We start from the raw sequence: 21861 nt of genomic DNA, 5'->3' as shown, positions 1-21861 counted from the left end.
AGGGTGTATCAGGCGGCGAACTGGGCGCTCTCCATACCAGGAACGGGGGAACCACGGGGGAAACCCGACGGGGGAAGCACCAACCAACGGGGGATGCACCAACGGGGGAACGGGGGATCGGGTCGGTCGGCCGCGGTCACGGGGAGCGACCGGCCGACCCGATGAAATTCCCTAGAAGCGGCCCCCGCCGCGGTACAACTCCAGTTCCCCGTCGAGTTCGACGGCGAGCACCGTGGCGTGCGGGTCGAGGTCGGCCCCGGCGGGCGGCTCGATCCACAGCACCCCGGGAGTCTCGTGCAGGCCACCGGTGACCCGGTGGGCCAGTTCGGTACCGCTGCCGAGCACGGTGACCCGGCGCACCGAACCGAGCAGCCCGCGGACGTTGATCTCGGCGCGCGGGGCGTCGAAGAGCATCAGATACAGCGTGCGGCGGTCCGGGGACAGGGTGCTCGGGCCGTAGTGGTGTCCGGCGGGCAGCCCCCGCACAGTCCCGTACACGGCGTCCGCGTGCCGGCGTATCCAGGCCCCGAGTCCCTCCAGCCGCTCGGCCTGTTCGTCCGGGATGGTGCCGTCCTCGCGCGGGCCGATGCCGAGCAGCAGATTTCCTCCGCCGCCGATCGTCTCCGTGAAGTAACGGATCAGCTGGTCCACCGACTTGTGGTGGTGGTCGTGGTGCTGATGACCCCAGGAGTCGTTGACGGTCAGGCACAGCTCCCAGGGCCCCTCAGGCGGTACTACGGGAGCGCCCTGTTCGGGTGTCGCGTAGTCGCCCTCGTCGAGCATCCGGGCGTTGAGGACGACGTCGGGCACCTCGGAGCGGATCAGCGCGGCGAGTTCGGGGATGCGCCACTGCTCCGCGGCGCGCTCCCACTCGCCGTCGAACCACATCAGGTCGGGCCGGTAGCGGCCGGTGAGCTCGCGGATCTGGCCGTCGCGGTAGGCGATGAACCGTTCCCAGGCGGCCGGGTCCTCGAACCCGGCGGCGACCTCCGAGTACCGGTTGTCCTCCAGCTCCGGCGGGCGGCCCGGCCTCCGTGTGGAGGCGTAGTCGGGATGGCTCCAGTCCGAGTGCGAGTAGTAGAGGCCGACCTTGAGGCCCCGCTCGCGCAGCGCGTCGGCGTAGCCGGCGATCAGGTCGCGGCCCACGTTCAGGCCGCCGTGCGCGGTGTCCCACAGGGCGACGCCGTCGTGGTGCCGACTGGTCAGCACGGCGTACCGGGCGCCCGCGCGGGCGAACAGGGCCGCCCAGTCGCGGGGTTGGTAGCGGGCGGCCGTGAAGCGGTCCAGCTGGGACATGTACCGGTCGTAGGGCACGAGGTCGTCGTAGAACGACCAGGACTCCTGGACGCCGTCGACGGCGTACACGCCCCAGTGGACGAAGATCCCCAACTTGGCGTCGGTGAACCAGGGTTGCATGGGCACGGGTCAGCTCACCCCGGCGCGCCGCAGGCGCAGGGTCAGGATCTGGAAGGGGCGCAGCGTCACGGGGACCGCATCGCCCGCGTCGAGCTCCGCGTCCCGCAGCGGCCGCTCCAGCAGGTCGGTGACCTGGGCGCCGGCCAGTGGGAAGCCGGTGCGCAGCACGCCCTGGGCCCGGCCGCCGCGGGACTCGTAGAGGCGTACGACGACGTCGCCCGAGCGGTCGTCGGCCAGCTTGACCGCCTCGACGGTCAGGCCCTCGCCGTCGGCGGTGACCACGGGTGCGGGCGCGCCCGCCGCCCGGGCCACCCGCAGCGGCAGGTTCAGCGCGTAGCCCTCGGCGACCGCGTCCGCGATGCTCGCGCCCGGCAGGAGGGAGTAGGTGAAGCGGTGCCGGCCCTGGTCGGCGCCAGGGTCCGGGACCCGCGGGGCGCGCACCAGGCTGAGGCGGACGGTGGTCGTCGTACCGCCGTCCTCGCGGACCGTGCGGGAGACGTCGTGGCCGTACGTCGAGTCGTTGACGACGGCGACGCCGTAGCCGGGCTCGCCGATGTGCACCCAGCGGTGGCCCGAGACCTCGAAACGGGCCGCCTCCCAGCTGGTGTTGGTGTGGGTGGGGCGCTGGACGTGGCCGAACTGGATCTCCGCCGAGGAGTGCGGCGCCCGGAGGTCCACCGGGAAGGCCGCCTTGAGGATCTTCTCGGTCTCGTGCCAGTCGATGTCGGTCTCGATGTCGATCCTGGGGCTGCCCGCGCGAACGGTGATCGTCTGGGTGATCCTGGAGCTCTTGCCGAAGGAACGCTCGACGCGAACGGCGGCGAGGAGCGGGTCCGCCGCGACGACGGTGACGGAGTCGGCGTCCCGCAGGTCGGTGTAGCGGTTCTGGTAGTGCTTGTCGATGTCCCAGGCGTCCCAGTAGTTGGGCAGGTCGGTGTGCAGGCGCAGCAGGTTGCCGCTGTCGGCGAGGACCTCGCGGTTCGCCCGCAGATCGAGGACGGAGGAGAGGGTTCCGTCGTCCGCCACCCGCACCCGGACCAGCCCGTTGTCCAGCACCGTCCCGTCGACCGTCACCGGCCGCGGCGGCTCGGCGTTCGCCTGCGGCGCGCTGCCGCCGGCGGGCACCTCGACATAGGCCGGTGCGCCCTCGGCCGTGCGGAGCACCTCGGCGCGGTCGAACGGGCTGGTGTTGAACACCCGCGCCTCGCCGGCTCCGAACGCGGCGACCGCCTCGGCGGTCAGCTCCTCCAACTCCCCCGCCACCCGGGCGTATTCGGCCTCCGCCTCGCGGTGCACCCAGGCGATGGACGAGCCGGGCAGGATGTCGTGGAACTGGTGCAGCAGGACCGTCTTCCACAGCCGGTCGAGCTTCTCGTACGGGTAGCTGTAGCCCGGCGCGTGCAGGGCGGCCGTCGTCGCCCACAACTCCGCCTCGCGCAGGCGGTGTTCGGAGCGCCGGTTGCCCTGCTTGGTGCGGGCCTGGGAGGTGTAGGTGGCGCGGTGCAGCTCCAGGTAGAGCTCGCCGGCCCAGACCGGGGCGTCCGGGTACTCCGCGCGCGCCTTGGCGAAGAACGCGTCGGGATGCTCGATCTCGACCTTCGCGGAGCCCTCCAGGTCCTTCAACCGCCGGGCCCGCTCCATGATCTCGCGGGTGGGACCGCCGCCGCCGTCGCCCCAGCCGAAGGGGGCCAGCGAGCGCGTGGCGCCGCCCTTCTCCTGGTAGTTGCGCACCGCGCGGGCCATCTCCTCGCCGCTGAAGCGGGCGTTGTAGGTGTCGACCGGCGGGAAGTGCGTGAAGATGCGGGTGCCGTCGATGCCCTCCCACCAGAAGGTGTGGTGCGGGAACTTGTTGGTCTGGTTCCAGGAGATCTTCTGGGTGAGGAACCACTCGTTGCCGGCGAGCCTGGCCAGCTGCGGGTAGGCGGCGGTGTAGCCGAAGGAGTCCGGCAGCCAGACGCCCTTGGTCTCGACGCCGAAGTGCTCGATGAAGAAGCGCTTGCCGTGGATCAGCTGGCGGGCCATCGCCTCGCCGCCGGGCAGGTTGCCGTCGGCCTCGACCCACATGCCGCCGACCGGCGCCCACTGGCCCTTCTTGACGGACTCCTGGATGCGGGCCCACACGTGCGGGTAGTTGTCGCGCACCCACTCGTACTGCTGGGCCTGCGAGCAGGCGAACACGAACTCCTCGTACTCGTCGGCCAGGGACGTGACGTTGGAGAACGTGCGGGACGTCTTGCGCTTGGTCTCGCGGATCGGCCACAGCCAGGCGGAGTCGATGTGGGCGTGGCCGACACCGGAGAGGATGTGCGCGCTCGCGTGCGCGGGCTTCGACAGGACCGGCTTCAGGGCGGTGCGCACCTCGGCCGCCGAGCCGGAGATGTCGTCCAGGTCGATCAGGTCCATGGCCCGGTCGAGGGCATGCATGATCTCGTGCCGGCGCGGGTCGTGCTCGCCGAGCTCCAGCATCAGCTCGCGCAGCACCTGGAGGTCGAGGTCGAGGTGCCAGACCTCCTCGTCGAGGACGGCGATGTCGGCGCGCCGGAAGGTGTAGAGCGGACGGTCGCCCGCCGTCAGTACGTCGCCCAAGGGGGTCGGGCCCGCGAAGTCGCCTGCGAGGATGTCGGGGTTGGAGGCGGCCTCCACCAGGTAGTGGATCTCCTCGCCGCCGACGGCCGGGTTGGCGATCGGCACGTACTGGTTGAGCGGGTTGACCGCCTTGAGCGGGGTGCCGTCCGTGCGGTGGACGAGGGCCTCGGCCTGGTTGCCGGGCCAGTCCCCCACGAAGCCGAGGTCGATGACGGCCTCGACGCGCCGGCCCGCGAAATCGGCCGGCACCTGTCCGCGCATCCGGAACCAGGTGGTGCCCCAGGGCGGCCCCCAGGGGGTGTCCATCGCGAAGGGTGCGTACGGGGCGGCCGCGGCCTCCTCGAAGCACACCGGCTCCCCGGGAGCCTGCCAGGCCTCCACCTCGAAGGGGACGGTGGCCGCATGGATCGCCGGCTTGACGCGCTGGTGGTGGAGGCGCTCTACGCGCTCCTCGATGCGACGGCGTTCGTCGTGCATGGAAGTCTCCAGGAGGCGGGGTGAAAGCCCTTACGCAAGGTAGGACAGGCCGGGGTGGACGGCGGTGTAGCCCTCGACGAGCCTGCGGGCCACGTTCACGGAGTCGACCAGGGGATGCAGCGCGAAGGCCTTCACGGCCGTCGCGCGGGAACCGGACTCGGCGGCGGCGAGCACCTCGCGCTCGACGGCCTTGACCGCGCACACCAGTCCGGTGGCGTGATCGGGCAGCGGGTCGACGGCGACGGGGTGGGCGCCGTTGGCGTCGACCAGGCACGGGACCTCGATGACGGCGTCCGTGTCCAGGACCGACAGGGTGCCCCGGTTGCGCACGTTCAGGATCAGCGTCGCGCGCTCGTCGCGCGCGATCGCCCGCATCAGCGCCAGCGCGACCTTCTCGTACCCGCCCGAGAGGTCGTCGGCGTCGCGTTCGCCGGCGCCGGCCGTCTGCCGGTTCTCGGACATGTAGGTGGCCTCGCGCTCGGCGCGGGTGCGGTCCCACAGGTCCAGGGCCGAGATGTCGGCGTGCCGGGCGTTCGCGTAGAAGCGCGCCTGCTGGTCGCGCAGGAAGGCGCCGCGGGTCTTCTCGGCCTGCTGGTAGGCCCGTACGGCTTCCCGGTTGAAGTAGTAGTAGTGCAGGTACTCGTTGGGGATCGCGCCGAGCGAGCGGAGCCAGTCGACGCCGAAGAGCTTGCCCTCCTCGAAGGAGCCGAGCAGGTCGTCGTCGGCGAGCAGGCGCGGGAGCTGGTCGCGCCCGGCGACACGCAGGCCGCGGACCCAGCCGAGGTGGTTGAGGCCGACGTAGTCGATCCACGCCTCGTTCGGGTGCGCGCCGAGCACGCGGGCGATACGGCGGCCGAGGCCGACCGGCGAGTCGCAGATGCCGATGACCCGCTCGCCGAGGTGGCGGGACATGGCCTCGGTGACCAGGCCCGCGGGGTTGGTGAAGTTGATGACCCAGGCATCGGGGGCGAGCCGGGCCACGCGCCGGGCGATGTCGACGGCCACGGGGACCGTCCGCAGTCCGTAGGCGATGCCTCCAGCGCCGACCGTCTCCTGGCCGAGGACGCCCTGCGCCAGGGCGACGCGTTCGTCGGCGGCCCGGCCCTCCAGGCCGCCGACGCGGATCGCGGAGAAGACGAAGTCGGCGCCGCGCAGCGCCTCGTCGAGATCGGTGGTGACGGTCACCCGGGGGGCGTCGGCGACGGCCGTCGCCTGTTCGGCCAGGACACGGGCGACCGCGCGCAGTCTGCCGTCGTCCAGGTCGTGCAGGACGACCTCGGTCACCCGTCCCTCGGCGCGGTCCGTCAGCAGTGCGCCGTACACGAGCGGCACCCGGAATCCGCCGCCGCCCAGAATCGTCAGTCTCACGCTTGCACCTTTCCCGCCACGACCACCTCGACGCCGGCCTCCTCCAGACAGGCCCGGGTCGCCGGGTCCACGGGCGCGTTCGTCACCACCACGTCCAGGTCCTCGGGACCGCACACCTTCGCCATACCCGTACCCGGGAACTTCGCGGCGTCGGCGAGCAGGACGACCCGGTTGCTCGCCTTGATCATGGCGCGCTTGACCGGCACCTCGACGACCGTCGTGTCCATCACCTGCCCGCCGGGCCGCACCCCGCTGGTGCCGAGGAAGAGCCAGTCGGCGTGCAGCTGGCGCAGGTTGTCCTCGGTGAGGAAGCCGACCAGGGAGCGGTACTCGCGGCGGACCATGCCGCCGAGCAGGACGAGTTCGATGCCCTCGTCGTCGGCGAGCTCCTCGTAGACCACCAGGTTGCTGGTGATCACGGTGAGGCGGCGGCCGTGCAGCTGGCGGGCGAGGCGGTAGGCGGTGGTGCCGATGTCGAGCAGCACCGACTGGCCGTCCCGGACCATGCCCGCCGCGCGCACCGCTATGGCGTCCTTCTCGGGTACGCGCACCTCGGCGACCTCGGCGAAGGGCTGGTCGCCCTCGTCCGCCACGGCGCCGCCGTGCACCCGGGTGAGCAGCCCGTCCTCCTCCAGTTTGACCAGGTCGCGCCTGATCGTGGCGGGGCTGACGCCCAGTTCCTCGGAGAGGTCGGTCACGGCCGCGGGGCCACCGGAGCGCAGGGCCCGCAGGATGAGTTGATGTCGTCGTTCTGCCAGCACGCCATGAACACTACTCGTCATCTTCAATCAAATCCATGCTCAGTTCTGCTCGGGTATTGACCAATCTCGTGGGGGCGGCGCACGATTCCGGTCACCGAAATGAAGAGTTTTGACGAGCTCTCCCGAGCGAGAGGACGTGCACGTGGACGACGACCGGCCCGACGTGCTGCTGACCGGGCTGCTCTTCTACGACCTCGTCCTCACGGGACTGGGAAAGCCGCCCACACCGGGCGAGGAGATCTGGACGAAGGGCATGGGCTGCGGGCCGGGCGGCATCGCCAACCTGGCGGTCGCCGCCTCCCGGTTCGGCCTGCGCACCTCGCTGGCCACGGTGTTCGGTGACGACTTCTACGGCGCGTACTGCCGTGACGTCCTCGACGGACAGGAGGGCGTCGGCCTCTCCCTCTCCCGCACCGCCGACGGCTGGCCCACCCCGGTCACCGTCGCCCTCGCCCACGGTCACGACCGGGCGCTCGTCACCCACGGCCAAGAACCTCCCTACTCGCAGGACGCGTTGATGGGCGACCCGCCCGAGGCGCGCACGGCCCTCGTCCACATCGAGGCCGAACCGCGCGAGTGGATCGCCAAGGCGGCCGCGAACGGCACGCACGTCTACGCCGACGTCGGCTGGGACCCCAGCCGACAGTGGTCCACCGACCTGCTCGACCAGCTGGCCCTGTGCCACGCCTTCCTCCCCAACGAGGCCGAGGCGATGGCCTATACGCGCACCGACAGCGCGGTGGCGGCCCTCGGCACGCTCTGCGAGCTCGTCCCGGTGGCCGTGGTCACCCGCGGCGGTGACGGGGCCGTCGCCGTCGACCAGACGACCGGCGAGTACGCGGAGGTCCCGGCCCTCGACATCGATGTCCTCGACGCCACGGGCGCCGGTGACGTCTTCGGCGCGAGCTTCGTCGCGGCCTCGCTGGGCGGCTGGCCGCTGGCGGAGCGGCTGCGGTTCGCGGTACTGGCGGCGGGACTGTCCGTACGGCACCACGGCGGAGCGCTGGCGGCCCCCGGCTGGTACGGCGTGGACCGCTGGTGGCGCGCGCTGACCGACCCCGAGCTCCGGCGGTCGTACGGCTTCCTCGCCGACCGCATCCCCGCGCGGGTGGGCCCGCCCGTGACGTACGCCCCCGTCACCCCGCCCGACCGGCAGCACTGATCCCCGTACGTAAGTCCCGAACAGATCCGAAAGGCGGTGGGAGCTGTGCGGCTCTCACGAAGAGGCCTGCTGCGCGCGGGCCTGGCCGGTTCGGCCGCCACGGCGCTCGGCGGCCTGGCGACCGGCTGCGCCGTTCCGACCGGCTCGACCGGCCGGAACATGGTCCTGTGGTACTGGGACGGCGGTCTCGGCGACACCGTCGTCAACAAGGCCAGGGCCCGCTACGACAGGTCGGTCGACCTGCGGGCCGTCAAGATCGGCGGCTACTACCGCGCCAAACTGATCACCACGATGACCGGCCGTGCCCACATCCCCGACATCGCGGGCCTCAAGGGCGAGGACATGGCCTCCTACCTGCCCAACGCCGACCAGTTCGTGGACCTCAGGACGCTGGGCGCGGACAAGTACAGGAGCCAGTACCTGCCCTGGAAGTGGGACCAGGGCATCGCCGACGACGGCACCATGGTGGGCTTCCCCATCGACTGCGGCCCGGTCGCGCACTTCTACCAGTACGACGTCTTCCGCAAGGCCGGACTGCCCCACGAACCGGCCGACGTCTCCCGGGAGTTGAACACCTGGGAGAAGTTCTTCGGGGCCGGCGAGCAGCTCCGCAAGCGGATCCCCGGGACCTATCTGCTCACCGACGTCAACGCCGTCTTCGAGAACGCGGTGCAGCAGGGCGGCAAGCGGTTCGTCGACCGGGACCGCCACTTCATCGGCGACCAGGAACATGTGCGCGCCGCCTGGGCGCTGGCCGTGGAGGCGAAGCGGCGCGGGATCGTCTCGGACCTCGTCACCGGCACCCCGGACCAGCTGTCCGCCATCCAGGACGGCAAGCTGCCCAGCCAGCTCGGCGCCTCCTGGGCCACCAACGACATCAAGACCGGTGTGCCGAAGACCAAGGGCCGATGGCGGGTGGCGCAGATGCCCGTGCGGCCCTCGAACAACGGCGGCTCGTTCCTGTCGATCACCAAGGCGTGCCGGGAGCCCGAGCGGGCCTTCGAGATCATCATCTGGATCCTCGACGCGGCCAACCAGGCCCAGGGTTTCGTCGACGCCGGACTCTTCCCCTCCACCCCCGCCTCCTACGCCCTGAAGCAACTGCGCGAGCCCGACCCGTTCTTCGGCGGCCAGGTCACGATGGACGTCTTCGGGCCCGCCGCGCGGAAGATCGCGGTCGCCTACAACAGCCCGTTCGACGTAGCGCTCGGGCAGCCCGTCAAGGACGAGATCAAGAACGTCGGCGTCCTCGGCAAGGACCCGGAGAAGGCCTGGAGGGACGCCATGAGCACATGCCGGCGCATAGCGGACCACCTGGGGGTGAGCCACTGATGGCCACCGTCCCCGCACTGCAGAAACCCACCGCCGCGCCGGCGTCGGCGCCCGCCGCGCGAACCCGGCGGGGCCGGCGGAAGTACTGGCACCTCTACGCCGCCATCTCCCCCTTCTACCTCCTCTTCCTCGGCTTCGGCCTGATACCCGTCGGCTTCTCGCTCTACGTCTCCCTGCACCGCTGGGACGGCCTCGGCCCGATGGAGTGGGCGGGCCTGTCCCAGTACCGGTACCTGCTGGGCGACAGCGACTTCTGGGGCTCGGTCGGGAACACCGTCGTGATCTGGGCGCTGGCCACCTTCCCCATGGTCCTGCTGGCGATGGTGACGGCCGTGATGCTCAACTCGGCGGTCCGCTTCAAGAACGTCTACCGCTTCGCCTACTTCCTGCCGAACGTCACCTCGGTGGTGGCCGTCGCGATCATCTTCGGGTCGGTGTTCTCCACCAACTTCGGCCTGGTGAACGCCCTGTCGCAGGCCGTCGGCCTGGACCAGGTGGCGTGGCTGAACACGCCGTGGGGCATCAAGGTGGCCATCGCGACCCTGATGACCTGGCAGTGGACCGGCTACAACGCGATCATCTTCCTCGCGGGACTGCAGACGATCCCCGGCGAGCTGTACGAGGCGGCCCGGATGGACGGTGCCGGTCCCGTGCAGACCTTCTTCCGGATCACGCTGCCGATGATGCGGCCGGTGCTGCTGTTCGTGCTGGTCGTCTCGACGGTCACCGGTCTGCAGAGCTTCTCCGAACCGCAGGTGCTGCTGCAGACGACCGCCAACGACTCGACGTTCTCCGGCGGACCCGGCCACGCCGGCCGGACGATGGTCCTCTACTTCTTCCAGCAGACCTTCGACAACAACGACTTCGGCTACGGCGCCGCCGTGGCCTGGGGCATCTTCCTCGTCGTCATCCTCTTCTCGATCGTCAACTGGCGCCTGGTGCAGCGCCGGGGCGAAGACTAGGAAGGCCGCTCACCATGGCAACCATCCCAGGCACACGCAGGCCCAGGGCCGTGAAGGGCACCCGGAGCCGGGGCATCGCCCTGCACTCCGTCCTGATCGTCGGACTGCTGCTGTCGGCCTTCCCGTTCTACTGGGCCGTCATCATGTCGACGCACACGACGTCGGACATCTTCTCCTACCCGCCGAAGCTGCTGCCGGGCTCCCACTTCCTGGAGAACGCCCGGCACCTCTTCGACAACATCGACTTCTTCGGCTCGATGTTCAACTCCCTGCTGGTGGCGGGCTCGGTGACCTTCCTGGTCCTGTTCTTCGACTCGCTGGCGGCCTTCGTCTTCGCCAAGTTCGACTTCCCCGGCAAGAACGTGCTGTTCGCCCTGCTGATGGCCATCTTCATGGTGCCGGCGCAGCTCGCCGCCATCCCGCAGTTCGTGATCATGGCGAAGCTCGGCTGGATCGGCACGATGACCTCGCTGATCGTCCCGGCGGCGGCCAACGCGTTCGGCATCTTCTGGATGCGCCAGTACATGAAGGGCGCCATCCACGACGAACTCCTGGACGCCTCCCGGATCGACGGGGCGAGCTTCCTGCGCCAGTACTGGCACGTGGCGCTCCCGGTGGTCCGGCCGGGGCTGGCCTTCCTCGGCATCTTCACCTTCATGGGCCAATGGAACGACTACGCCTGGCCCCTGATCGCCCTCACCAACCCGGACAACGTGACCCTCCAGGTCGCGCTGTCCCAGCTCAACGGCACCCACGGCACGACCGACTACGGCATGGTGATGACCGGCGCCCTGCTCGCCCTCGTCCCGCTGCTGATCGTGTTCGCGGTCGGCGCCCGGCAGATCATCGGCGACCTCGCCAAGGGGGCCATCCGCTGATGTCCCGCGATCCCCTGATCGCCCTGCGCCCCTGGGAGGCACCCGAGGTGACCTCCTGGGGGCGGCTGCCGATGAGTGCCGTCGACCGTCGGCCGGGGGCGGTGTCCCTGGACGGCGACTGGCGGTTCCGGCTGCTGCCGGCGCCGGACGCGCCGGCCGACGGCACCTGGTCGACGGCCCGCGTCCCCGGCGCGTGGACGCTGCAGGACACGGACGACCTGCCGCGGTACACGAACGTCCGCATGCCGTTCGCCGAGTTTCCGCCGCTGGCGCCCGCGGCCAATCCGACGGGCGTCTACGAGCGTGCGGTGGACATCCCGGCCGACTGGACGGGCCGGCGGATCGTGCTCCAGGTCGGGGCCGCCGAGAGCGTGCTCCTGGTCCAGGTCGACGAGCGGCCCGTGGGCATCTCCAAGGACTCGCACCTGGCCGCCGAGTTCGACCTGTCGGGGGGCGCGGCCAAGCGCGGCTGGGCGGACCCGGACTCGGCCTCCGACATCGCCTGCCCCATGTACGCGCCGATCGAGGACTGCGTGGCGCACGCGCTGTCCGGTCGGCAGACCAAACCGCTCATCCTGTGCGAGTACTCGCACGCGATGGGCAACAGCAACGGCACGCTCGCCGACCACTGGGCTGCCATCGAGTCCACCCCGGGTCTTCAGGGCGGCTTCATCTGGGAGTTCTGGGACCACGGAATTCTGCAGCGCGTGAGCGACGGAAGACCGGCAGGGCGCGCGGGCGCCGGACTCTATGACAACGGTGTCGCCGCGCCCGGGTACCGGTGGGCGTACGGCGGCGACTTCGGCGAGACCATCCACGACGGCGCGTTCATCGCGGACGGGGTCGTCTTCCCGGACCGTACCCCGAAGCCCGTGCTGTACGAGCACCGGGAACTCGCGGCGCCGGTGCGGATCGCCTGCTTCCGGCACGAGGGCATCGTCCTCTCCAACCACCAGCACTTCCGCGGCCTGGAATGGCTGGCGGGGCGCTGGGAGCTGTCCCTGGCCGACGGCCGCACCCTGACCGCACCCGCCGAGCTGCCCGACCTGCGGCCGGGCCAGACGGCCGCGGTGCCGCTTCCCTTCGCCGTGCCGCACGACGGCGGCGAGGCCTGGCTGACGCTGCGGGTGACCACGGCCGAGGACCTGCCGTGGGCGCCGCGCGGTACGCGGGTGTGCACGCCGCAGGTGCGGCTGCGGGCGGCCACCGCCCCCGCGGGCGAGCCCCCGGCGGCGCACCGTGGCGTCGAGGTGGACGGGGAGGGCCTGCTGATCCACCCGCTGCTGACCGCCGGCCCCACCCTGTCCCTGTGGCGGGCGCCCACCGACAACGACGAGCTGGGCGGCATCGCCCGGCGCTGGCGCGGGTGGGGGCTCGACTCCCTGGTCCGCAAGGTGGTGTCGGTACGGCGGGACGACGACCGGGTGACCGTGCTCGCGGAGTACGCCGGCGCGGTCGGCGTCGTCCGGCACCGGCAGGAGTTCACGCCCCTCGCGGGCGGCGTCCGCGTGGCCGAAACGGCCGAGCTGCCCGCCGAGTTCGACGACGTGGCACGGGTCGGCTCGGTGTTCGAGACGGTGTCAGGGCAGGACCTGCTGGAGTGGTTCGGGCAGGGACCCTGGGAGTCGTACCCGGACCGCAGTGCGGGCGCGCCCGTCGGCCACCACGCGGTGCGCGTGGACGAGTTGTTCACCCCGTATCTACGGCCGCAGGAGAGCGGCGGCCGGCACGGCGTACGCCGCTTCACGCTGTCGGCGCCGGACGCCACCGGGCTCGCGGTCGAACTGGACGAACCACGCCAGGTGTCCGTCACCCGGTACCGCGCCGAGGACCTGACCTCCGCCACCCACCACGACGAACTGGTCCCGCGCCCCGGGTGCGTGGTGCACCTGGACGCGGCGCACCGGGGGCTGGGTACGGCCTCGTGCGGCCCCGACACCTCGCCGTCCCACCTCGTCGCACCGGGCGTCCACCGCTGGACCTGGACGCTGCGCGCTCTCTGAACCTCCTCCTCCCTTTGCCACCTCCGCCACCTCTACTGCCACCTTTACGGAGCACACGTGTGTACGTCGCATGACCATGCCCAGGGCGAGGCCGCGCAGGCCGGTGCCGGACGACGCAGTTTCCTGAGGGCCACCGCGCTGCTGGGTGCCGCCGCCACGGCCGGTGCCGTCCTCCCGGCCACCGCGGAGGCGGCCACCGCCGAGACGGCCTCCGCGTGGCGGCCCGACGCCGAGAGCCGCCGCTTCACGCTCGCGGTGATGCCCGACACCCAGTACCTGTTCGACGGGCCCAGCATCGACAAGAAGCCGATCGAGGCCTCGCTGCGCTATCTGCTGGAGCACGGCCGGGACGACAACATCGTCTTCCTGTCCCACCTCGGCGACCTCACGCAGAACGGCGCCAAGGAGGAATGCGCCGCGATCGGCGAGGCGTTCGGGCTGCTCGACCGGCGCGGCGTCGGCTACAGCGTCCTCGCGGGCAACCACGACGTACGGTCCTCGACGGACGACCAGCGCGGCCCGACGCCGTACCTGGACACGTTCGGTCCGCGGCGCTTCCAGGGCAAGCCCACCTTCGGCGGTGCCTCCCCGGACGGCTACAACACCTTCCACCTCTTCCGCGCGGCCGGGCGGGAGTGGATGGTGCTCGCGCTCGACTGGCGGCCGTCGGCGCAGGGTTACGCCTGGGCGAAGGAGGTCCTGGCCCGGCACCCCAGGACGCCGGTCGTGCTCACCACGCACGAACTGGTCGCGGCGGACGACGCGCTGTCGGACCACGGTCAGCAACTGTGGGACCAGCTGATCGAGGACCACGACCAGATCTTCCTCACCCTCAACGGCCACTACTGGCCGGCCGGGCGGGCGATCCGCAAGAACGCGGCGGGCAACGACGTCCACCTGCACCTGACGAACTACCAGAACCGCTACTTCGGCGGCGCGGCGATGATCCGCCTCTACCACTTCGACCTCGACCGCGAGACCATCGACGTCGAGACGCTGTCGCCGTGGATCCTGGGCCGGGCCGCCCAGGGGCTGAACGAGCTGGAGCGGCAGGAGATGGAACTGTCCGGCACCGCGGACCGGTTCTCCGTCGACATCGATTTCGAGAAGCGGTTCTCCGGCTTCGTGCCGGTGCCGCCGCGTCCGGCGCGTCCCGTGGCGCGGATGCTCGTCCCGGGCACGGTCGCCTACTGGCGCTTCGACGGCCACGAGGACGGCGCCGCCCTCACCGGCACGGTCCGCGACCTGTCCGGGCGGGGCAACGACCTGGTCCCGGTCACGGTGGGCGAGGGCCGGCTCGTGTGGTCCGCCGCGCACCACCCGGACCAGCCGGGCCACGGCAGCCTGGAGTTCCAGGGCTACAAGTCCCCGTTGCGGGGCGCCTACCTGCGCACGGTCGACGGAGCGCCGCTCAACTCGGCCACCCTCCGCTCCGGTTACACCATCGAGGCCTTCTACTGGCTGCCGACGGACTGGGACGCCTCGCACAACGCCTGGTCCGGGCTGGTCGGCCGGGCCGGCCGCAACGGGACCGCCGGGCCGTCCACGGACGATCCGGACGAGCCGCTCGCCACGCTGTCCGTCTCCGACGGGCCCGGTCCGCAGTGGGCGGCCCGGCCGCTCAACCAGCAGCAGCTCGCCACCAACTGGGGTGACGAGACCGCGCGGGAGACCTGGTGGCACGTCGCCGTGGTCAACGACGGACGGCACACGACGATGTACGTCCAGGGCTGCCCCGTGGCCCGCAACCCGCACGCGCCCGCCGTAGGGCTCGCCTCGGCCGGGCTGCCGTGGCTGGTCGGCGGCTACGAGTACGGCGGGAAGATCGACCAGATCCTGCACGGCCGGCTCGGCGACGTCCGGATCGTCGAACGGGCGCTGCCGGTCACGTCGTTCATGAACCACTGACCCCCTGTCCGCGGACCTCCCCGAGGATCACCATGACCGAGCAGCAGCTGCCCTCCTGGGCCGACCCGTCCGTCTCCCCCGCGAGCCTCGACCCCCAGGGCGTGTCGAGACGCCATCTCCTGCGCCGCGCGGGCCTGTTCGGCGCCGCGTTCGCCCTGGGCTCGGCGGCGACCCCGGCGCTGGCCGCCGGGCGCGGCCCCGCCCTGGGCGGGAGCGACCCGCGTCTCGCCTACGTCGTCGGCGACCACCACGTCCACTCCGTCTACAGCCACGACGCCAAGTACACGTTCGCCCAGATCGCCGGCGCCGCCGCCCGGTACGGCCTGGACTGGATGGTGTTCAACGAGCACTCCAACTTCGGGCACGCCCGCTACGGCGCCCAGCTGGAGCACGAGGAGATCGTCAAGGCGCGCGCCGCCAACCCGCGCCAGCTGATCTTCCAGGGCCTGGAGTGGTACATCCCGGGCGCCGAGCACGCCACGATCTTCGCCGCGCCCGGCCCCCACGAGGTCGACCTGCTCACGCAGTTCGAGCTCGCCTACGACGGCAAGCTGCTCGGCTACACCGACGGCGCCCCGGACAACCCGAACACCGCCCGCAACGAGGCCCACGCGGTCAAGGCCATCCAGTGGCTGGCCGAGCAGCGCCGCACCGGCTACGTCGACGACGTCCTGGTCCTCGCCAACCACCCGCTGCGCCTCGGCATCGACTCCCCGCACGAGCTGCGCAACTGGCGGGACGCCGCGCCCGAGATCATGATCGGCATGGAGGGCGCGCCCGGCGCCCAGGGCGCGGCCATCCCCGGCTGGCGCGGCGCGACCACGTCGATCCGCGGCGAGTACGAGAACAAACCGTCCGCCAACTCCTGGGCCGGTTACCCGGCGGAGGCCTACGTCACCTACGGCGGCTTCGACTGGGCGACGGCGACCGTGGGCGGCCTGTGGGACGCGATGCTCGCCGAGGGCCGGCTGTTCTCCGTCACCACCAACTCCGACGTCCACCGGGTCGTCTTCGACACCTGGAAGAACGGCGACTGGCCGCCCGGCCAGAACTTCGACAACACCGGACGGCTGCCCGACCCGGTCGACACCGACACCCCGCAGCCGGGCAGCGACTTCTGGCCCGGCGAGTTCAGCCGCACCCACGTCGGCGTCACCCGCTACGGCTACCGCGCCGTGATGGCGGGCCTGCGCGCGGGCCGCGTCTGGCTCGACCACGGGCACCTGCTCGACGGGCTCGACGTCCGGCTGAAGCGGGACTGCGACGGCGAGCGGGGCGTCACCCTCGGCGGCCGGCTGCGCGTCCGCAAGGGCGAGCGGCTCACGCTGTACGTCACGGTGACCACCGCCTCCCGGCCCAACCCGCACGGCATCCTGCCCGAGTTGGCGCACGTGGACGTGATCCGGGGCGCGGTGCGCGGCCCGGTGAGGGACCGCGACACCTGGCAGGCGCCCGACACCAAGGTCGTGCGGTCCAAGGACGTCAGCGGCCGCACGGGGACGTACACCCTGCGCATCCCGCTGACCGCCGGTGACGAGTCCTTCTACGTGCGGCTGCGCGGCAGCGACGGCAACCGGCACGGCGCGGGCCTTCTGGGCGCGTCCGTCGACCCGCACGGCCCGATCGCGCACGAGCCCGGCAATGGTGACCCGTGGGTCGACACATGGTTCTATTCCAACCCCATCTTCGTGGACGTGAAAGGTTGTTGATGAAGCGTCAGCTGCTCACCCTCACCGCTTTAGCGGCCGCCCTGACCCTCGGGACCCCGAGCGCCTTCGCGGCCGGGGAACCGCACTGGGCGCAGACCGGAACGTCGTACACGGACACCCTCGGCGGCGGGCAGGGACTCGCGGACCGCGCGGACGGCTCCCTGCTGTACCGCGGGCTCCTGGACATCCCGCTGGACCTGCGGATCAAGGGCTGGAACCACGTCGGCGACCCGGACATCGCGCGCGGCTACGTCTTCGACGCCTACCAGGGCGCGGACTCGGCCACGTCGAAGATGTACGCGGTCACCACGCCGTCCGGTCAGCGCTACGACTACACCCACCGGCTGAACCCGGGCGAGAAGGTGAACAACTCCTTCGCCACCGTCTCCCCCGACGGGCAGTGGCTGGTGTCGGGCGAGTGGGGTGACCAGAGCAGGCTCCAGGTCTTCCCCGCTCCCCTGCTCAACCCGTCCACCCCGGCCAGAGGCGGCGACCTGCCGGAGGCGGGCCAGATCACCCTGGACCGGCCGGTGCGCGACATCCAGGGCTGCGACTTCGTCACCGACACCCGTCTGGTGTGCGCCTCGGACGACGCCTCGGGCGCGCTGTTCCCCGAGATCCGGCCACTGCTCCAGGTCGACCTCCCGCACCGGCTCGACGGAAAGCCGGTCACCGGTTCGGTGCGGAGCCTGTTCGCCGTGCCCCAGTCCAGCATCTGCACGGGCACCTTCGAGGCGGAGGGCGTCGACTACGACACGAAGTCGGGCACCCTGCGCGCGGAGGTGATCCCGCCGGGGGTGTGCGCGGTGGCGACGACCGTCTACTCGTACCGCCTGCAGTAGATCCGCGACGGACGCCGCAGGACGGCGGCGGGTCTCCCGCCGCCGTCCGCGGTGCTCGTGGCCCGGGTCAGCAGTTGCCCTTCGTGCTCCTCCCCTCGAAGCGGTCCCCGAGCCAGTTCACGACGTCGCCGATCGTCTGCGGGTCGCCGGAGAGGTGGTCACCGAGGTACGGCGTCCACTGGGTGGTGATGCCGGCGGCGCAGTAGGCGCGGCGGGTGGCGTCGGCGGTCTCGGCGGGGATCACCTCGTCGAGGATTCCGCGGTACTGCAGGACGGGGAAGCCGATCTGGTAGCGGGCGCCTGAGCCCGGTGCGCCCACGCCGGTCCCGAGTTTGTTCTCGTCGACGGCCTCGCTCCATGTCGTGCCGTCGGGTGCGTGCAGGGCGTAGATCTGGTCGAGCGTCAGCCCGCCCTTGGTGTACCGCTCGATCCGGGCGCCCGCGAACCGCGCGACCGTGCCGACGGCGCACGACGACTCGGCGTTTTGTACCGCCTTGCGGCCGTCGTCGTCGAGGAGTTCGTCGAACGGCAGGTCCGGATGCGTGACGGACAGACCGATGAACGCGTCCATCAGGAACCCGGCGAAGAACTGCCCGTCGAGGTTGCGCGCCACCTGCTTGAGGTCGGCGGGGATGCCGCCGGACGCCGAGCCGACGACGTTCAGTTCGGGCGCGTACGAGCGGGCCAGCTGGGCCGCCCACAGGCTGCCGGAGCCGCCCTCCGAGTAGCCCCACATGCCCACCGGCGCCTGGGGGCTGACCCCGCTGCCGGGCACCCGGGAGGCGGCGCGGGCCATGTCGAGGGTGGCGTGGCCCGCCTCGGCGCCGACCGCGTACGGATGGACCTGGCCGTCCAGGTACCCCTGGCCGTCGGTCGCGGCGACGGCGTAGCCGGCGTTGAGCAGCGCCGCGAGGTTCGGACCCTCGTAGGCGTCCTGGTACTCGCCGGCGAGCTGTTTGGAGAACGCGCACTGCGGCCCGATGCCCAGGGTGCCGGGCACGAAGGCGACCAACGGCCGCTCGCCTGGCCCGGTCCAGGGCTTGCGCGGTACGACGACGGTGCCGGCCACGACGACCCGCCGGCCCCGTCCGTCGGTGGAGCCGTACTGCACCTTCCAGGCGTCCAGCGGCGGTGCGCCGACCACCATGGGGAGGGAGTCGACGCGGCGGCACGCGACGACGGCACCGGGCGCGGCGCTCGCGCGGTCCGGGGGCCGGTAGATGTCGGCGTCCGCGGCGTCGCACACCCGCGGTGTCCCGGCGGCGGCGGAGACCGCCGGCACCGTCAGCAGTCCGCCGAGCAGGGCGGTGGCGGCGACGAGTGCGGCTCGTCTGGGCAGTGGTTTCCTCAACCTGCGTGACATCACCTCGGTACGTCCCTTCTGTGGGGTGAAGAGGCACGTGAAGCTGAGCAGGCCGTGAGGTTACGGAGACGTAGGTAAGCGCTGATAGTTAAAGGATGATGAACATCGGGGACGCGGCTGTCCGCCCGTGACTAGCGCCGCATATGCCGAGCACCGGGTACGGAACCATTCGTTCCGCGCTTGTGACCCGGGCTTTCGTGCGGCGCGAGGGTGCGCGGCCCGCCCGGAGTGTGCCCCTGTCCGGGGCGAGGAACGTGTACGAACCCAGAGGGCCCCGAGTCCGACTCGTTCTCGGATCGGGGCCCGGTGGAGACGGGTGCCGGGTCAGCCGGGCAGGGTGGCCAGCAACCGCCGGTCGCGGGGCGCCGGTTTGCGGTCGAGGCGGGCGTCCAGCAGACGGCGGGCCGCGTCGCAGCGGCCGGCCGCCACCAGCGCGTACAGCAGCGTCTCCTCGACCACCTCGCGCTGGGCCGCGCTGCCGCCGACCCGGCGCAGCACGGGCAGCAGCGCGTCGAGTCCGCGGGCCGCCTCCCAGAAGCGCTCCTCGACGAGCGCTGCGAACGCCTCGCACAGCGGCGCGACGACCTCCCGCTGCACCGGATCCGCGCCGGCCGCGTGGTCGCGCAGCCGGCGCAGGGCGGGCAGGTCCCCGGCGGCGGTCAGGGCGACGGCCGCGTGCAGCGCGGTGAACGCGGTCGCGGGCCGCTCCAGCACCTCGCGCTCGACGGCGTCCAGCACGTCGGTCGCGGGCAGGTCGCCCCGCCAGCTGTCGCTCAGCCGCGCCCGCCACAAAAGCGACCCCGAGTCGACCAGCGCCCGCACCCCGGTCACCCGGCCGGGCGCGAGCTGGGCGAACCAGCGCCTGCGGACCGCCGCCGGGTCGTCCAGGGCGAGTTCGTGCAGGGCGATGTGCCAGGAGAAGTGCGCCCGGTGGACCGCGCCGCGGCCCCGCCCCGTCACCCACTTCTCCAGCCAGTCGCGGCCCGCCTCGTGCGCGCCGGACTCGTAGTGCACGTGCGCGAGGGCGTGCACCGCGTGCCCGGAGGCGGGCTCGGTGGCCAGCGCCCGGTGGGCGAGCTCGCCCGCCTCGTGCAGCCGGCCCTGTCCCTGGCGCAGGAAGGCGAGCAGCGAGGTGTGGAACCAGTGCCCGTCGTAGGCCGGTGAGGTCACGTCGAGCAGGCCGAGCGCGTCGTCGTCGTGCAGGTCGCTCACGCCGGAGAAGGCGATGGTGGGCACGGCGGCGGCGAGCGCCAGCGCGTCGCCGGGGTGCTCCCGCAGATGGCGTACGAGTGCCTCGTCCCCGTCGTCGCCGGTGACCCGGCGCGTGACCACGTCCACGAAGGACCGCTCGCGCTCGTCGGCCCGTTCGCGGGCCGAGCGCTGGGCGTCGGCGAGGGCCCGGGGCACGTCGACGGCGGCGCCGCACTCGTGGCCCAGCAGGGCGAGCGAGGCGTGACCGAGGGCGAAGCCGGGGTCGAGGGCCACCGCGCGGGCGAAGGCGTCCCGGGCGCCGGAGCGGACCTTGAGGACCCGGTCGAGCCCGCTGCGGTAGGCGGTGGCCGCCTCGGCGTGGGTGGACAGGGCCAGTCCGTGCCCGTCGACGGGGCGCCGGGTGGTACGGCGCCGGGGGGCGAGCGGCGCCAGCAGCTGCTGGGCCAACTCGGCTGCCTGGACCCGGATTTCGGGGATGGCGGTGGTCTCCCAGAGCTCGCCGCGGCGTGGAGCGCCGAGCGTGAACAGCGGGAGCCCGGCGGCGCCGCTCGCGTCGAGGAGCCGGCCGTCGCGGGTGGCGACACCCATGCCCAGCGGACCGGGCACCGTCGTACCGCCCGCGAACAGCGAACTCCACAGCGGGCCGTCCGGCAGCCGCCCGGGACCGGTGCAGTCGATCACCCAACCCACGTGCAGGGTACGGCCGTTGGAGAGCTCGACGGCGACCGGGCCGTCGTCCGGCGCGGTCACCCGGGCGACCGTGCCGGTGTGCACGTGCAGGCGCCGCGCGGTCCGCGCGCGGGAGACGTGCTCGGCGGTGGCGGGGGCCATGCGGTGGCGGTGGGTGTTCCACAGGGCGCCCTCGCGGGCGAGGAACTCCGCGCGCTCCTCGGGCGAGAGACTGCGCCACAGTCGGGGGGTGTGCGGGCGGAGGCTGTCGAGGCCGGGGCGCCAGTCGCCGTGGGTGCGGACCGAACGGCTGAGATGGCGGTAGACCGCCCGGCGCAGCCGTGCCAGCGAGGTGTCGGACAGGTCCGCCGGGGCGGGCATCACACCGGCCGGGCGCAGCGTGTGCGGCTGGGGCAGCAGTCCGTTGCGGGAGAGGGCGTGCACGCTGCGGCCGGGCCGGTCGAGGGTCAGCGCGAGGTCGACGGCGGTCAGACCGGTCCCGACGAGCAGCACGGCCTCGGTGCTCTCCCGCGCTCCGTCCAGCGCACCCGGCGTCCACGGCGCGCCGACGAAGCGGGGCGAGTCGCGCAGGGCGGGCGGCACCCAGGCGGCGGCCGGTCCGGCGGGTCCGGTGGCGAGGACGGCGGCGTCGGCGGCCAGCAGTGTCCCGTCGGCCAGGCGCAGTTCCACCCGGCCGTCGGGGGTGGCGCCGCAGCTCTCCGCGCGGGTGCGCAGACGGCGTACGGCGACCGTGCCGTGGGCGCGGACGACGGCCTGGCCGAGCGTGTCGGCGAGATAGGCGCCGTAGCGGTAGCGGGTGGCGTAGTCGGCGCCGGTGACCTCGGGTTCGCCGTGCCGGCACAGCCAGCGGGTGAAGTGGCCGGGGTCGTCGGGGTAGGCGCTCATGTTGCCGGCGGGCACGTTGAGGCGGTGCCGCGGGTCGGGTGTGGCGTAGGCGGTGCCCCGGCCCGCCTCCGGGGCCGGGTCGATCAGGACGACGTCGAGGGGAGTCCGGCGGCGCGACGCCGTCTCGCAGAGCTGAACGGCGGTCAGTGTGCCCGCCGCGCCTGCTCCGACGACGGCCACGGTGTGCCGCTTGCGGACTTCGGTCACGGATACCTCCGGAAATGCTGTACGGGGCGCGGGATCCCACCGGGAAAAGCAGGACGCCGGTCGGCTGTTCATACCTCGTTCACACCGGGATAGACAGGGG

General features: G+C 72.2%; 14 protein-coding genes. 8 read left to right on the top strand and 6 right to left on the bottom strand.

All coding sequences use genetic code 11. The annotated features are described in order from the left end of the window. Window positions 1–171: 171 nt before the first annotated feature. The 4 genes from IPZ69_RS03125 to IPZ69_RS03110 are packed head-to-tail and all read right to left on the bottom strand — an operon-like array spanning window position 172 to window position 6608. A complete protein-coding gene (locus tag IPZ69_RS03125; protein WP_235452080.1) occupies window positions 172–1422 on the bottom strand; it encodes an alpha-L-fucosidase in 1251 nt (416 codons plus the stop codon). A gap of 3 nt (window positions 1423–1425) precedes the next feature. Continuing rightward, a complete protein-coding gene (locus IPZ69_RS03120; RefSeq protein WP_235452079.1) occupies window positions 1426–4479 on the bottom strand; it encodes an alpha-mannosidase in 3054 nt (1017 codons plus the stop codon). Between the two features lie 30 nt (window positions 4480–4509). Then, the gene (locus IPZ69_RS03115; protein WP_235452078.1) at window positions 4510–5847 is read right to left on the bottom strand and encodes a 6-phospho-beta-glucosidase; all 1338 of its coding nucleotides are present in this window, start codon (window positions 5845–5847) and stop codon (window positions 4510–4512) included. After that, the gene (locus tag IPZ69_RS03110) at window positions 5844–6608 is read right to left on the bottom strand and encodes a DeoR/GlpR family DNA-binding transcription regulator (protein WP_235452077.1); all 765 of its coding nucleotides are present in this window, start codon (window positions 6606–6608) and stop codon (window positions 5844–5846) included. Before IPZ69_RS03110 ends, IPZ69_RS03115 begins: the two co-directional genes overlap by 4 nt. A 142-nt stretch (window positions 6609–6750) precedes the next feature. Here IPZ69_RS03110 and IPZ69_RS03105 point away from each other — a divergent pair, with 142 nt between their 5' ends. From IPZ69_RS03105 to IPZ69_RS03070, 8 genes are read left to right on the top strand one after another with little or no spacing between them, the layout of a single operon-like run. Further along, window positions 6751–7770, top strand: coding sequence for a carbohydrate kinase family protein (locus tag IPZ69_RS03105; RefSeq protein ID WP_235452076.1), 1020 nt, complete (start codon window positions 6751–6753; stop codon window positions 7768–7770). 45 nt (window positions 7771–7815) lie between these two features. Further along, window positions 7816–9102, top strand: a complete 1287-nt coding sequence (locus IPZ69_RS03100; RefSeq protein WP_235452075.1) for an ABC transporter substrate-binding protein — start codon at window positions 7816–7818, stop codon at window positions 9100–9102. Continuing rightward, window positions 9102–10064 carry a carbohydrate ABC transporter permease gene (locus IPZ69_RS03095; protein WP_235452074.1) on the top strand — a complete coding sequence of 321 codons (963 nt, stop codon included), beginning with the start codon at window positions 9102–9104 and terminating at the stop codon, window positions 10062–10064. The genes IPZ69_RS03100 and IPZ69_RS03095 overlap by 1 nt, the downstream gene beginning before the upstream one ends. Window positions 10065–10078: 14 nt before the next feature. Continuing rightward, window positions 10079–10942 (top strand): carbohydrate ABC transporter permease, encoded by an 864-nt coding sequence (locus IPZ69_RS03090; RefSeq protein WP_235452073.1) that lies wholly within the window; start codon window positions 10079–10081, stop codon window positions 10940–10942. After that, window positions 10942–12945, top strand: coding sequence for a glycoside hydrolase family 2 TIM barrel-domain containing protein (locus tag IPZ69_RS03085; protein ID WP_235452072.1), 2004 nt, complete (start codon window positions 10942–10944; stop codon window positions 12943–12945). The genes IPZ69_RS03090 and IPZ69_RS03085 overlap by 1 nt, the downstream gene beginning before the upstream one ends. Window positions 12946–13002: 57 nt before the next feature. Continuing rightward, window positions 13003–14853 (top strand): LamG-like jellyroll fold domain-containing protein, encoded by a 1851-nt coding sequence (locus tag IPZ69_RS03080; protein ID WP_235452071.1) that lies wholly within the window; start codon window positions 13003–13005, stop codon window positions 14851–14853. 32 nt (window positions 14854–14885) lie between these two features. Then, entirely contained in the window at window positions 14886–16562 is a 1677-nt protein-coding gene (locus IPZ69_RS03075) for a histidinol-phosphatase (protein WP_235452070.1), read from the top strand. Beyond that, the gene (locus IPZ69_RS03070; protein ID WP_235452069.1) at window positions 16562–17404 is read left to right on the top strand and encodes a hypothetical protein; all 843 of its coding nucleotides are present in this window, start codon (window positions 16562–16564) and stop codon (window positions 17402–17404) included. Before IPZ69_RS03075 ends, IPZ69_RS03070 begins: the two co-directional genes overlap by 1 nt. A 67-nt stretch (window positions 17405–17471) precedes the next feature. Here IPZ69_RS03070 and IPZ69_RS03065 read toward each other — a convergent pair whose 3' ends face one another. Together IPZ69_RS03065 and IPZ69_RS03060 are read right to left on the bottom strand one after the other, a co-directional pair. After that, window positions 17472–18767 (bottom strand): lipase family protein, encoded by a 1296-nt coding sequence (locus IPZ69_RS03065; protein ID WP_235452068.1) that lies wholly within the window; start codon window positions 18765–18767, stop codon window positions 17472–17474. 324 nt (window positions 18768–19091) lie between these two features. Further along, window positions 19092–21761, bottom strand: coding sequence for an FAD/NAD(P)-binding protein (locus IPZ69_RS03060; RefSeq protein ID WP_235452067.1), 2670 nt, complete (start codon window positions 21759–21761; stop codon window positions 19092–19094). Window positions 21762–21861 lie beyond the last annotated feature (100 nt).

This window comes from Streptomyces olivochromogenes (assembly GCF_021538895.1).
Taxonomy (GTDB): Bacteria; Actinomycetota; Actinomycetes; order Streptomycetales; family Streptomycetaceae; genus Streptomyces; species Streptomyces olivochromogenes_A.
This window is presented reverse-complemented; position numbering and strand designations above follow the sequence as displayed.

Bases quoted from the DNA above. Each gene is read 5' to 3' on its own strand.
- IPZ69_RS03120 (WP_235452079.1), bottom strand. From the start codon at position 4,479: ATGCACGACGAACGCCGTCGCATCGAGGAGCGCGTAGAGCGCCTCCAC.
- IPZ69_RS03090 (WP_235452073.1), top strand. From the start codon at position 10,079: ATGGCAACCATCCCAGGCACACGCAGGCCCAGGGCCGTGAAGGGCACC.
- IPZ69_RS03095 (WP_235452074.1), top strand. From the start codon at position 9,102: ATGGCCACCGTCCCCGCACTGCAGAAACCCACCGCCGCGCCGGCGTCG.
- IPZ69_RS03065 (WP_235452068.1), bottom strand. From the start codon at position 18,767: ATGTCACGCAGGTTGAGGAAACCACTGCCCAGACGAGCCGCACTCGTC.
- IPZ69_RS03085 (WP_235452072.1), top strand. From the start codon at position 10,942: ATGTCCCGCGATCCCCTGATCGCCCTGCGCCCCTGGGAGGCACCCGAG.
- IPZ69_RS03070 (WP_235452069.1), top strand. From the start codon at position 16,562: ATGAAGCGTCAGCTGCTCACCCTCACCGCTTTAGCGGCCGCCCTGACC.
- IPZ69_RS03075 (WP_235452070.1), top strand. From the start codon at position 14,886: ATGACCGAGCAGCAGCTGCCCTCCTGGGCCGACCCGTCCGTCTCCCCC.